General features: G+C 50.1%; 7 protein-coding genes. 6 read left to right on the top strand and 1 reads right to left on the bottom strand.

All coding sequences use genetic code 11. The annotated features are described in order from the left end of the window. Positions 1 to 8: 8 nt before the first annotated feature. The 6 genes from B5X72_RS14135 (at position 9) to B5X72_RS14160 (ending at position 6,785) form a co-directional block, all read left to right on the top strand. The gene (locus B5X72_RS14135; protein ID WP_079717565.1) at positions 9 to 1,349 is read left to right on the top strand and encodes a sugar MFS transporter; all 1,341 of its coding nucleotides are present in this window, start codon (positions 9 to 11) and stop codon (positions 1,347 to 1,349) included. Then, complete coding sequence (gene nagA / locus B5X72_RS14140) at positions 1,350 to 2,567, top strand: N-acetylglucosamine-6-phosphate deacetylase (RefSeq protein WP_079717566.1); 1,218 nt, start codon at positions 1,350 to 1,352, stop codon at positions 2,565 to 2,567. Positions 2,568 to 2,570: 3 nt separating this feature from the next. Then, a complete protein-coding gene (locus B5X72_RS14145; RefSeq protein ID WP_079717567.1) occupies positions 2,571 to 3,329 on the top strand; it encodes a glucosamine-6-phosphate deaminase in 759 nt (252 codons plus the stop codon). A 168-nt stretch (positions 3,330 to 3,497) separates the two neighbouring features. Continuing rightward, the gene (locus B5X72_RS14150; protein WP_079717568.1) at positions 3,498 to 5,000 is read left to right on the top strand and encodes an MFS transporter; all 1,503 of its coding nucleotides are present in this window, start codon (positions 3,498 to 3,500) and stop codon (positions 4,998 to 5,000) included. Between the two features lie 25 nt (positions 5,001 to 5,025). Further along, positions 5,026 to 5,250, top strand: a complete 225-nt coding sequence (locus tag B5X72_RS14155; RefSeq protein ID WP_079717569.1) for a DUF6814 family protein — start codon at positions 5,026 to 5,028, stop codon at positions 5,248 to 5,250. Positions 5,251 to 5,273: 23 nt separating this feature from the next. Beyond that, the gene (locus B5X72_RS14160; protein WP_079717570.1) at positions 5,274 to 6,785 is read left to right on the top strand and encodes a carbon-nitrogen hydrolase family protein; all 1,512 of its coding nucleotides are present in this window, start codon (positions 5,274 to 5,276) and stop codon (positions 6,783 to 6,785) included. Positions 6,786 to 6,803: 18 nt separating this feature from the next. Here B5X72_RS14160 and sov read toward each other — a convergent pair whose 3' ends face one another. Further along, positions 6,804 to 13,835 carry a T9SS outer membrane translocon Sov/SprA gene (sov, locus tag B5X72_RS14165; protein WP_245826941.1) on the bottom strand — a complete coding sequence of 2,344 codons (7,032 nt, stop codon included), beginning with the start codon at positions 13,833 to 13,835 and terminating at the stop codon, positions 6,804 to 6,806. Positions 13,836 to 13,844 lie beyond the last annotated feature (9 nt).

Genomic DNA, 13,844 nt, shown 5'->3' on the forward strand with positions numbered 1-13,844 from the left:
GTCGTGTTATGAAAAAAGAGGAGTCAGTAAACGTCAATACCTTATCACGCCAAGAAACGGTTGTGTCGATTACGATCATCGCCGGAATGTTTTTCATCTTCGGCTTTCTTTCTTGGATCAATGCAATCCTTATCCCGTATTTTAAGATCGCTTGCGAGCTTACGCATTTCCAATCGTACTTAGTGGCCTTCGCATTTTACATTGCCTATTTCGTTATGGCGGTACCCTCGTCGTACCTGCTTAAAAAGTTGGGGTTCAAACGGGGGATGATGGTTGGTTTTTTTGCGCTGAGCTTGGGGGCATTTATTTTCGTACCGGCGGCGATGATGCGGACATATGGTCTATTCCTTCTGGGCTTGTTCACCATTGGTATTGGACTTGCTATTTTACAGACGGCTGCCAATCCCTATGTGACCATCCTTGGTCCCAAGGAACGTGCGGCCCAGCGCATCAGTATCATGGGAATCTGCAATAAGGTTGCAGGCATCTTAGCACCCCTATTTTTTGCGGCGGCAGTTCTTCGGCCTACCGATCAAGCGTTGTTTGATAGTCTGGCATTCATGCATGAAGAAGCGCGTGGAGCAGCGCTTGACGAGCTGATCCGCCGGGTAGTCGTACCCTATTCGGTAGTGGGTACCTTGCTGCTGGTTATCGGCATAGGTGTTCGCTACTCCCCGCTGCCGGAAATTGATGCCGAGGAAGAGCATGGGGAAGTGGCCGTGGCAAACAGCAGCAAAAACAGCGTGCTACAATTTCCGCACTTGGTGCTGGGCGCTTTGGCCATTTTCATCCACGTGGGCGCTCAGGTGATTTCTATCGATACCATCATCAACTACGCGGGGTCGATGGGGATATCGCTCATGGAAGCGAAGGCCTTTCCGTCTTATACACTCGGCATGGCTATCGTAGGGTATTTTTTGGGTGTCTTAGTCATTCCGCGTTGGATTAGCCAGACGAATATGTTACGACTGGTGACGGGCCTCGGTGCCGTGTTGTCATTGTTGGTCGTGTTCGTCAAGGGAGATGTCACCTTATTCGGTTATCATACCGATATATCCATTTGGTTTGTGGTGCTGCTTGGCATTCCCAACTCGCTGACGTGGGCCGGGATATGGCCGTTGGCACTAGATGGTTTGGGTAGGTTCACCAAGGTGGGCGCATCGCTGCTAATCATGGGCCTGTGCGGCAATGCTGTCTTGCCAATGGTATATGGGTATTTTGCGGATAGTGCCGGTTTACGTGAAGCGTACGGGGTGTTGCTGCCATGTTATCTGTACTTGATCTATTATGCCATATGGGGGCATAAACTAAGGAGTTGGCGTAAATTAGAGCGTAGAAAAACCTTTTAGATGGGCAAAGCATATAAAAAAATTATAAATGGCCGGATTATTACCCCGAACCGTGTGATAGTGGATGGGCAGCTGCTGTTGAGCGAGGGAAAGATTGTGGAGGTGTCCGATGGCAATATCGACGCGCCAAACTCGGAGATAATTGATGCGAAGGGGAGTTATGTCGCACCGGGATTCATCGACATGCATGTACATGGCGGTGGTGGTGCCGATTTCATGGATGGCTCCATAGATGCCTTTCTGACGGCGGCCAAAACACATGTACGCTATGGCACTACGGCGCTCCTGCCCACCATCCTGACCAGTACGAAAGAACAAATCATCCAATCGCTGGCTTTGTATGAGCAAGCCGCAGCCCGCGCTATCCAGGGCTCGCGATTTTTGGGTGTGCATATCGAAGGGCCATATTTTGCCATGAAACAGCGTGGTGCGCAGGACCCACGCTATATCCGCGACCCCGACCCAGCTGAGTACATGGAAATCTTGGCGAGTTCGTCGTCCATTAAGCGCTGGAGCATCGCACCCGAACGCGCGGGGGCAATAGCATTTGGCCGCATGCTACGAGAGCGGAATATCCTACCGTCCATCGCGCATACCGATGCTTTGTATGCGGATGTCTTGAAAGCCTTTGATAATGGCTATACGCTGGTGACTCACTTGTATTCCGCCATGTCTGGTGTTACCCGGCGAAACGCCTATCGCTATGGCGGGGTGATTGAAAGTGCCTACCTCTTGGACGATATGGATGTGGAGATCATCGCAGACGGAAAACACCTGCCCCCGGAATTGCTTCAGTTGGTTTATAAGATAAAAGGAGCGGATCGCACGGCTTTGATTACGGATGCAATGCGTGCCGCCGCAATGCCGGAGGGCCCCAGCGTGCTGGGTAATATCGCGGACGGTATGGCCGTGCTCGTGGAAGACGGCGTGGCCAAATTGCCGGATCGTACCGCGTTTGCCGGTAGTATCGCGACCGCAGACCGCTTAGTACGGACCATGGTTGCCGGCGCGGGTATTCCATTGGTTGAAGCGGTGCGGATGATCACAGCCACACCGGCCCGGATACTCGGCGTCGATCACCACGTAGGCGTATTGGCCAACGGAAAAGACGCTGATGTGGTCTTGTTTAATGACGATATCGAAATCCGATTGACCTTGGTCAACGGCGATATCGTCTATAAGCACGAGACGTATTATGGTAGGAATTATTTCTGTTGAACGATGAATAATAGAATCGACGAATTGTCGGTTGTTCGCAGCAACGACCGACAGGAGATGGGCAAGGTTGCAGCCAACGCCGTTGCGGAAACCGTCAAGCGGTTACAAGCGAATCAGGATACTGTGAACATTGTCTTCGCAGCGGCGCCCTCCCAAAATGAATTTCTGGAAAACTTGGTAGACAGCAGCGGTATTAACTGGAATCGTGTGAACGCGTTTCATATGGATGAGTATCTCGGTCTCCCTGCAAATGCCCCACAGCGGTTTGGCTTTTTCTTGGAACAACGGTTGTTTGCTAAATTGCCTTTCCGAGCGGTCAATTACCTGAATGGAGATACCATTGATCCGCTGGCCGAATGCCAACGGTACGCCGATTTGCTGACTCAGTATCCCATTGATATCGTCTGTATGGGCATTGGAGAAAACTGCCACATCGCTTTCAACGACCCACATGTGGCCGATTTTGAAGACCCAATGCGTGTCAAGGTGGTTGATTTGGACCTGGCTTGCCGTAACCAACAAGTTCACGACGGCTGTTTTTCGGATATCGAAGATGTACCCACTCATGCCTTGACCTTAACAGTGCCGGCGTTAATGGCGGCCGCCAATATCTTTTGTATCGTGCCCGGACCTACCAAAGCCCAAGCCGTTTATCATACCCTTACCGCAGAAGTCGCATCCGCTTATCCTTCGACAGCGTTGCGAAGACATCCAAATGCCATACTGTTCCTTGATGGGGATAGTGCCGCACTTGTTGCCTGAGGGCACGGGGTGCCAGCCCGCACAGGTGTATAATTGAAAAAAGTGCGTTATACCGCTTTGGATGCGCACTTTTGTTTCAGAAAATTTTTACATTAGCTCCCATTATATAATATGCTCCTTTGATCGGGTATACATTCTGTAAGCCAATATTCGTTTTAAACCAAGATTATGGTCAATGCTTCAGCGTCGCCTGCCGTAACAACCAATAAGAAAACACTATGGAAAGTGATTGGTGCATCTTCTTTAGGTACATTGATTGAATGGTACGACTTTTACATCTTTGGCAGCCTTGCCATTGTCATTTCCACCAAGTTTTTCCCTCCGGACAATCCTACCGCAGCCTTCCTTTCTACATTGGCCACCTTTGCGGCAGGGTTCGTGGTGCGTCCGTTCGGAGCATTGTTTTTCGGTCGCCTGGGTGATATCATCGGCCGTAAGTACACGTTCATGGTTACCTTGCTGCTCATGGGCCTGGCCACATGCGCAATCGGCTTGGTGCCCGGTTATGAGACCATCGGTTTTGCGGCGCCGATTATCGTATTGGTGCTGCGCTTGTTGCAAGGCTTGGCCCTGGGAGGCGAATATGGCGGTGCGGCCACGTATGTCGCCGAACATTCCGAGCCGCATAAGCGGGGATTCCGTACTTCGTGGATTCAGACTACCGCTACCTTCGGCCTGTTTATTTCGCTCGCGGTGATTATGCTGACAAAAAGCAGTATGTCGGCTGAGGCATTTGACGATTGGGGGTGGCGCGTACCTTTCTTGATTTCCTCGGTCATGGTCGTGGTATCTTACTTTATTCGTCGGAATATGGATGAGTCGCCACTGTTCAAAAAGGCAAAAAATGAAGGAAAAACATCCACCAACCCACTTCGGGAATCTTTCGGCAAGAAATACAACTTCAAGTTTGTGCTGTTGGCACTTTTCGGTGCTACGATGGGGCAGGGGGTCATCTGGTATACGGGCCAGTTTTATGCGTTATCTTTCCTCCAAAGCGTATGTAAGGTCGATTTCGACCAAACTAATTTTATCATCGGGTGTGCTTTACTGGCAGGAACCGGTTTTTTCGTCTTTTTTGGGTGGCTATCCGATAAAATCGGCCGGAAACCCATCATGCTGGCCGGTATGCTGTTAGCTGTGCTGACTTACCGGCCGATTTATGACCGGATGTACCGGTTAACGGATGTAGAAGCAAAACAGGAGCTGATGGAGCAGCGGCGCACGGTTGGTCAGACGTTGGTTAAGGTGTATAACGACGGCAGTACCGCCACGGTAGTCAGTCAGGGAGACGCCGTCACCCAAACCGTAAAGGTAGGGCAACGCGCTTTTTTCTTCCTCGCGCTGCTGGTATTTATTCAGGTCTTGTACGTCACCATGGTTTACGGACCCATTGCAGCTTTTTTGGTGGAGATGTTTCCGGTGCATATTCGTTATACCTCCATGTCATTGCCCTACCATATCGGGAATGGAATTTTCGGGGGGCTTTTGCCTGCGGTTGCCACCTACTTGGTTACCAAGGCGCAAGCCGCAAATATGGCGCAGCAGGCATCCGGTGCTTTACCCTATGACAAGCCATACTTAGAGGGGCTTTGGTATCCCATTATCATTGCGAGTGTCAGCTTCATCATCGGGTTATTGTATATCAAAAACAAAAACCAGGATGTGCAGTAATACGTAGTAATAGCGCAAATTTAACATGAATACGATAAAGCGAATATTGGGCATTGTTTGGATTGTATTGGGGCTGGCAGCAGGCTATTACCTAATCGTTAGCCAAGCTATTCCTCAATTTACCAGTGGCAAGGGCGAAGATTTGGTGCCGGCCGTTATCTATACCTTTATCCTGATGCCCATCATTACGGGAGGATTATGTATATTTGGTTGGTATGCACTCACCGGCGAATATCGTGACGGCGACTGACCGGCAAATAAGGAGATTGACAGATGAACATCCAAATCAGGAAATTATCGCTCAAGGATTATCGCGGCCTCATCGACTCCATGACACAGGCGTATGGTGGTGTAGGTGGGCTGTGGACACGCAATCACATCAAGGATCTCATTACGTTATTTCCTGAGGGCCAGCTTTGTGTCGCCGTAGATGGCCGTGTTGTAGCGTGCGCTTTGGCGATCATTATCGATAGCCAGAAAACCGATATTACTGATCCTTACCGCGAGATTATTGCCGGGGGCACCTTTTCCACGCACGATCCCGAGGGTGATCTGCTTTATGGTATTGAAATATTCGTCCATCCGGAGTTCAGGGACTTGCGGCTCGGCCGGCGGCTTTATGATGCCCGCAAGGAACTTTGCGAACATTGGAACCTCAAGGGCATCCTGGTGGGCGGCCGGTTGCCCAAATACCACGAACACGCCGGTGAACTAACACCAAGGCAATACATCGAGAAAGTGAAGCTGAAGGAAATTTATGATCCGGCATTGACGTTCCAATTGGCCAATGATTTCCACGTCAAGAAGATTTTAAAAAACTACCTGCCCGGTGATACCGAATCGCTGGAATATGCTACCTTGCTGGAATGGAATAATATTTATTACGAGCCGCAGACCAGAGCGGCATCCCAGACGAAGCAGACCATCCGTCTGGGGTTGGTGCAGTGGCAGATGCGGACGTTCCAGAATGTCGAGGCGTTTTACGAGCAGGTCGAGTTTTTCGTTGATGTGGTAAGCGGCTATGGCGCAGATTTTGCCTTGTTCCCTGAGTTTTTCAATACACCCTTAATGGAGCCTTACAACCACTTGCCAACTACGGAGGCGATGCGCGAACTGGCTAAGCTTACGGAAGATACCAAACAGCAAATCCAGCGGCTGGCCGTTTCGTACAATGTAAACATCATTGCGGGCTCCATGCCGTTTCTGGGCGAGGAAAACAGGTTGTACAATGTCTCCTACCTGTGCCAGCGGAATGGCCGGACAGACGAATACCGGAAGGTACACATCACGCCCAATGAAACCAGGTACTATGGCATGTATGGGGGAGATCAAGTGCGTGTGTTCGATACCGACTGCGGAAAGGTAGGCATATTGATTTGCTATGATGTGGAATTTCCGGAGCTGGGCCGCATTTTGGCTGACCAGGGGTTGCAGATCATGTTTGTACCGTTTCTTACCGATACCCAGAACGGTTATACCCGGGTGCGCAATTGTGCGCAAGCGCGGGCCATTGAGAACGAGTGTTATGTGGCCATCGCCGGATCGGTAGGCAACCTCCCCAAAGTGAATAACATGGATATCCAATATGCCCAATCGGCTGTTTTTACCCCTTCGGATTTCGCTTTCCCCACCAATGCGGTGAAAGCCGAGGCGACACCGAACGCCGAAATGGTATTGGTAGTGGATGTGGATTTGAATTTACTTAAAGAACTGAATCGGTACGGCACTGTCCAGAACCTCACGGATCGCCGCCGTGATTTATACCGGGTTTCATTAATAAAATAATCTTCCGGGTGCTACCGCCTACTGGAGCATCAACCTTAAGTTAAAACCGAAATTGGTATATGACGTGGCGAAGGTCTGTGAAGTATAGGGCCGAACGGCGTTACTGTCAAAGAAAATCCGGATATTGAACCGCTGGTTGATTACATAATCCACCGAAGGCCGGCAGGAAATACTTCTGTTGCCGGCAGACACTTCTGATTCGTTGATATCTGACCGGTAAATTAAGGTTTTTAGGTCGTTAATAGCCACATCTAAGCGGAAATTCAGGTCGTTATTCATTTTGAAGTTGCTAAACCATCCGAACGGCATTTGAAAACCGGTAGCCCGGTAACCTGCGCCCAATATAAATGATTGGTCGCTCAGCATCGCCAGTTGGCTGTTTTGTAGGCTGAGATTCAATGTGCGAGCTCTACGGTATTCCGCATTGGCCGTCAGGTTATTTTTGAATCGTGCGTCAAAACCCAGCAACGGCACAAACTGTTCGAAGATGGAAACCTGTTGGAACTGAAATTCCGGCAGGAAATTGTTATTAACATCCCGCTCGGAAGGGAAGCCATTAGCCTCGTTGTACCGTATGAGCGAATTATAACCGTTAATGGAATACCGGGTGTTATAACCATGCCGGAGGGTGAGTGAGGTAAGCACCTCGCTGAATAGCGGCAGTTTGCCTAATCCATTGTACGTGACGTTCCAGTTTGGAATCGGTATCTCCGGAAAATTACCCAGTCTGACACGCCTGGCATCCTTGCCCCGGTAGGCCGCAAGGAAAGCGTTTACTACGACGTCTTGTGCCGTACGGCCATAGCCGTCCGAAAAACCGGCATTTTGCCCCGAAGAGTTGGGGTTCAACTGGCCGAGCCGTTGGGATACGGTCTGACGGTTGCGCTCAAACTCACGGAAAAGTGCATCATGGTTTTTGAAGGCGGTACCAATGGTCAGGTATGAGATGCTATAGTTGCCGGTCGTGACCGGGGTCAGGCTTTGGAACGCATCGTCCTGCGTCGAATATTGAAACGATGTCGTGTAGTTCCGGTTATTGAGTTTTACCGCCGTCAGCTCGATATTCAAATCGCGAAGCGGTTCGAGTATGGCCCGTACGGAGATATCCTCCGTTAGCGATGTCATATAAAGCTGTGTCTGCAATGTATCTGTCGTAATCCAGCCGTTTACTGCTGCGCGCTGACGGATATCACGTTGGCTTCCGAACAGGAACCCCCAGCCAGGAGCATTATGATCAAAGTCATAGCCCAAGATGTTGGTCTGCGGTAAATAGCCCGGCAAAAAGGTATTTTGTACCCGTGTATAAGCAGCGTTGACGTTTTTGATGCTGGTAAGCAGGCCAGTGAAAAATGCGGCGGTACCGCTGGCGTCTAGTCCCGTGTTGTTTCGTATAAAGCCAAATTTGTTGTACAAACCAGCCATATTGAGTGTGGGATTTACTTGGATATTACGCGAATTTTGGATGCTATTACCCATGCTGATATCCTGGCTACGTATTGATAAAAGTGGCTCCGTCTGCCAGTTGAATTGTGTCCCATAGCGTGCGTCCACATTCACCCAGTCCAGTCCCGGTAGTTTATGGATAGGCAACGTATAGGTGATGTTCATCATGTGGCTATAATCCGTTGTACGGCCTAACCGCCAGAAATTTTCCCAGAGTGTATCACGTTTTAATCCATTTATGCGTCCATCCGGCTCATCGACAATCGCATAGTTGGTGGCATTGAAGTCGAGCTTCAATGATTTGGAAAGATTCCAACTGATACCATAGATGCGGTTCATCGTGAAATTTTTATTGTACAATGTCCCCATGGCGGGCAGGAAATTGTCTGCCGAGTTGTTTGCCCGTAAAGTATTTTCGTTGTATATGCGATTGACGTCGATACGGAAATTGAGTAACGAAGGCATGAGGTTAAAATTGAAATCGCTGAGGATACCTAAGTGCCTGTTTTTGATGAACTTTCTAAACGGTTCAAACGTCAGGTCATCACTGCTATTGAATGTGTAATCCACGACAGCACGATAATTCTTTTGAAGCGCTACTTCCGTGAGGTAATCGCGGTGGTAGTGTTGCGAATACGCATACGTGGCGCTGAAGTTTTCGATGTCCCATGGGCGTATGGGCTTATCGATGTTCGTACGTACTTTACGTACGTTGGTGAGGTTAAAGCTTCTGCGGATGGTAAAATCCTGGGTTACCCGAAGCAGCGAATCGCGTTGGTTTCGCGAAAGATTGGCCAAAGCACTGTTGAGTTCGATATCCGGCATGAGCGGGTTATATTCCGGTGTGCCCACTTGGCGGGTATAGCTGAAAAAGAGCGGTATGCGCAAACCATAATCAGCGGGGAAAAACTTACCCAGTTCGGCATTCGTAACCAGATCGAAGTACATATCGTCACTACGGCTGCGTTCGCCGACACGTTGTTCAATGGAGCCGAAACCGATCGTGCTCTTACTTCCGGACACCGTTACATTGGCAAAATCGGCCAATTGCGCATTCATCCTGGCCGTAGCCGCCCAGCCTCCTTTATTGTCAAAATCAGTAAGTCGCAGTTCGTTAAACCAGAAGATTCCCGATTTATCGAGCCCATCATCATTGGGTGTACTGACCTCGGTGCCGCGCAATGGGTTCATTACGCCAAGCATGTAGAAGCGTACTTTACTGATATCGGGTTGCCCGACGATCGTCACACGATTTTCACCGTCAAAGAAGGTAAAAGGAACGTCGATAGGCCAAGGTTGGCCATTACGTGTCGCCCGGTTTCGGGCTTGCTTGGCCTCTTGGAAGATGCCGATGCGGATATTCATCCGATTTTCCTGGGGCCATATGAGTTCAGGATCATTGGTGCCAGGCGGTGTAATTTTCAGCGGGATGTCGTATTGGTAGTAGTTATACTGATCATCCGTACCTATCCGTATGAAGGCGCGGAAATCGCCGTCATGCAGGTATTGTCCTTCGGCGTGGATAAACATCTCCAGGCGGCCGTAGGCTCGGAAATCATTAGTTGCGGTGCGGTAAGCGGCACGGCCGTAGCCGTCGCGCAGATTCTTCACGTCCAGGGAGAGCGATTGTTCATTGAGCTGCACGTTGTTGTTGAGGTTACCCCAGTCGAGCTGACGTTGGATTCCCGGAGGTACTACATAGGGAATGGGTTGTCGGTTACCGTTTTGTTCGATGTTGAAGGCGGCAACCTCAACCGTAGAATTATCCAGGGATACGTTGCCCATGCTCGGGTCCGCGATGACCTTGGCGTTATTGTTCTCTGCATTGTACCGGCGCCACTCGCCCCGTACCAGTTGCATCTGTGCGAGCCGTACCACTGCGGTGTCAGCAAAATCGGTCATAAACATGCGGATAAACCGGATGGATTTGAAATCACGGATGTTGCCTACGCGTTCCTGGTATTGGGCAATCGGGATACGGAATTGGTACCATCTTACCTGCTCAGTACGTCCGTTTGGCAATTTGACATCGGCGGTATGCATATCCGCAATATAGTTTTGCCCGACCTGCATGTCCTGCGGCCGAAGCGATATCCGGTACTGATAGTACTCTTCCGCCTCGTTCATGTTATTGTCGCGGTTGATATCTTCGCCGTCAGGGAGCAGGGTAGAGGCAGACGTTTCGACGCCGACAGACTGCTCAGGGGTCCGGGAGTTTCCTTCGGGGCCATTGAAGCGCTCGTACCGTTTCAGGATGCCGGCGTTTTGATTGTCAAGCTCGGGTCCCCGGAAGTACTGGAAGTTGTCGCCCGACGGGTCATTGGCAAGCTCCTGCAAAGCACCGGGATTGAGTAACCCCTGCATCCGGGATAGGAAGTCGCCATGAAAACTGCGTTCGTCGACGTCATTGAGGCCATCCAGTCCGATGTCCTGGCGGGCGCGGGCGGCGGGGTCATTGTCGAAGGCCTGGATGACGGGCTGATTACGGGGTACTCTTCCCCAATTCGTTTCGTCAATCTGTGAAAGGTCCCCGGATGGCGACATGCCGTTTTCCATTGCCTTCCGGCCGTCTTTCAAGATATCCTCTGAGATGTTACCGAGATTGAAATATAATTCTCCACCCCTTGACCCGGGGTTGGTGAGAAAGGGATCCATCATCCATAGTTCAATGAACTCAATATTCTGGGCCTCGAAGTCAGGGGCATCAATCTTACGGAACATTCCGCCCCAGCGACCCCGTGGGTTGGTCAGCGTACCGTCTGGGTTGACGCCCGTGGTCGTATAGTTATAGGGACCCCGTATGGTGGGATAGAAGGCCAGATCCAGTGTAGAAAGAAACAGTGGCAGACCGGTAGTTGACTCACGGTAAGGGAATACTTCCTGTTCGAGTACTTCGCGTACACGATGCTGTGACAGCTCCGCGCTATTAATGTTGCTGGGTGTGAGGTTGATATTACGGTAAAAGATCGGATCAATATTATAAAAGGCCAGTCGTGCGCGGTTAAAGCCGTATTGCAAATCATCCATCAATTGCGATTCGGGAAAAAGCTGTGGGGTACCGGAAAGTTGCCAGTTATACGCCCCTTTAAGGTCAATAAACGAGCGGCTGTTTTCAAAGTCATCGATATAGGTGATACCGCGCTGTGTACCTGCAAAATTCAACGCCCGTGGATGTCCGGGTAGCAACTGGGCAAATTCGCCGTAGAACGAGACCGATGAAGGTTCTTTCGTATCCAAAAATGGGATTTTATCGACCATTCTGGTGAGCCAGCGCGAAGGTGAATTGTACGTGACGTCGAATCCCCACATCGTATTGGAGATAGGTTCCTCGCCGATGTTGACCTTTTGGGTAAGGGGCCGTTCGGTCAGGTTCATGATGGTCCCGCCCAATTGCAACTTGTCGTTCACCAAATAATCTAGCCGGCCACCAACCATGGTACGTTGCTGTAGTCCAAACAGCTGATTGTTTTCCATTTTGATGCGGATGGGCTGGCCGGATTGCAACAAGGCTTGGTTGAGGATACGAACACGGCCGATGTCATAGTCGACCATGAAGTCTACCCCTTCCTGAAGCGGTGCCGGACCAGCAAATACCTGCACAGATCCGCGCGGCACATTGATTGCGCCAAGTTGGAATTCCGTGCCGACCTCTGACTCATATGAGCCCTTGATGAGGTATCGGTTTTGGTTGGGGAAATACTGTTGGGCAAGCACTTTGGTAGAGTCGTATAGTGCCTGAAAAGTATACTTGTCTATCAGCGCCTGTTCGGCACCAGGCACAAATTGGTTCGCCAGGTCGCTACCAAACGGTTCTACCAAGGGAAACATGACGCGGCCCCGCTCGGGATCGATGGTAATGCCCGGGAGAAAGTCAAAAAAGCCATCGGGTTGTTGCGCGTTCTGTGGATTAAGCCTATCCAGTCCGGTGAGCTGTATCCATAGCTTATTCTGGGTGTTTTGCCCTTCATACATGGCGGGGCGCTCCACGCCGCTTTCGTCTTCGATGCGGAAAATATTGAATCTAAAATTTGTTTGGCCTACGCCATAGGCTCCGATAGAATAAATGTTTTTCATCATCAGATCCCATATGGGCAGGTTGGTTTTGAGGATTTCGTTTTTCAACAGCTTTGCCACAAGCATCCGCGGTTGTGACGGAGTTACCGGTACATCCGTTGAAAATTCCCCTACTTGGTATTCACGGCCGCCTGCTGTATAGCGGTATGCGACTGCCAGTATTTGGTCGTTGTTTAGCGGCATGTTAAGGGAGATGAAACCCAGTCGCCGGTTTACCGTATATTCCGTGCCTTCGCGTAGCTTACGCGCATAAGTCATCTTGGCATAGTTGTCGTTTGCGCCGCTGCCCTGGAAAAACTGCTGCGCCCCGTTTGATTGCGTATAGCGTGCGTCGTCAGGTAGTGCCTGTAGCAATGTGTTGGAATAAAATTGCACAGGTTCGCCCGGGATACCGGTGGATGGATAGCGGGTATTCCCCGGGCTTATGAGCATGGTGTTATAAGGCTGATACTCGCCCAAATCCATCAGCGCCAGTACATCCCGTGAATCATCCACCGAATTGCTGCGGTTGCTTATCCAGACTTCGATTTGTGTGATGTTTACATCTGTGGTAAGAATGGGGGCTAGCGCCATAGCCCGGTTAAAGTTGTCTCTGAAATAATGTGCTAAGAAATAATGTTGGTTATCCTCATACTCATCTGCTTTTAGGGCGAACTCACTTTCCTGTGCACCGTTTTTAATGGTTATTTCCCGTTGTTGCGACCGTTGTTGGGAGAAAATACCCGTCACATTCAACCGCCCGAACTGCAGTTGCGTTTTAAGGCCGAATAAGGCCTGTGTGCCACTGATGAGGGTCGTGTTGAGTGGCATGCTTACATTCCCCAATTCAATCCGTTTGATGATGTCATCGTCCTTTCCCGTGTAGTCGAGACGAATCTGATTTTCGAAATCAAATTGCGCTTCCGTATTGTAATTTGTGGTCAGTTTCAGGCGGTCGCCAATTTGACCCGTCAAGTTCATTTGGATACGTTGGTCAAAATCAAATCCCCATTGCCGGCGTTGCCGCTCGTTGAACATTGGATTTGCATTTTTATTATGCTGCGCCATGATGCTGATGTCGGCACTGCCACGTGGAATAATGTCAATGGTATTTCCGCCGAAAATCTTTTCAAAGGCCTCACTTTCTACATAGATGGTAGGGATAAGCCGGTCTTGCCGATAGTCGGTCAGTTGTTTGTCGGAGAGCTCACGCCAGTAATTGCGTTTCAGTAGTTGGCTCTCATACTGTTGGTATTCATCTATGGTAAGGTATTGGGGAGGCCGGTAAAGCCGGCTGCCGAGCTTCTCGCGGATAATGTATTGGCGGGTTACCGGATCGAATACTATCTCCCGGTCGATATTGGACGGCAGGCCAAGGTCAATCCCAGCCTTTCTTTGATACAGATTGAGGAATGGAAGGTCTCTGAACGGATACCGGAGTTTGGCACTATCCTGCTTAGATGGGGCAATAGGCGTCTGCGCGGCGGCAGATACCCCGATACACAAAAACAGCAAGAGTGTCAAAGACAAGCGAGGCCGTATCGTTCTTTTCAACTAAGGTTC

The sequence above is a fragment of the Parapedobacter luteus genome, from assembly GCF_900168055.1.
GTDB classification, from domain to species: Bacteria; Bacteroidota; Bacteroidia; order Sphingobacteriales; family Sphingobacteriaceae; genus Parapedobacter; species Parapedobacter luteus.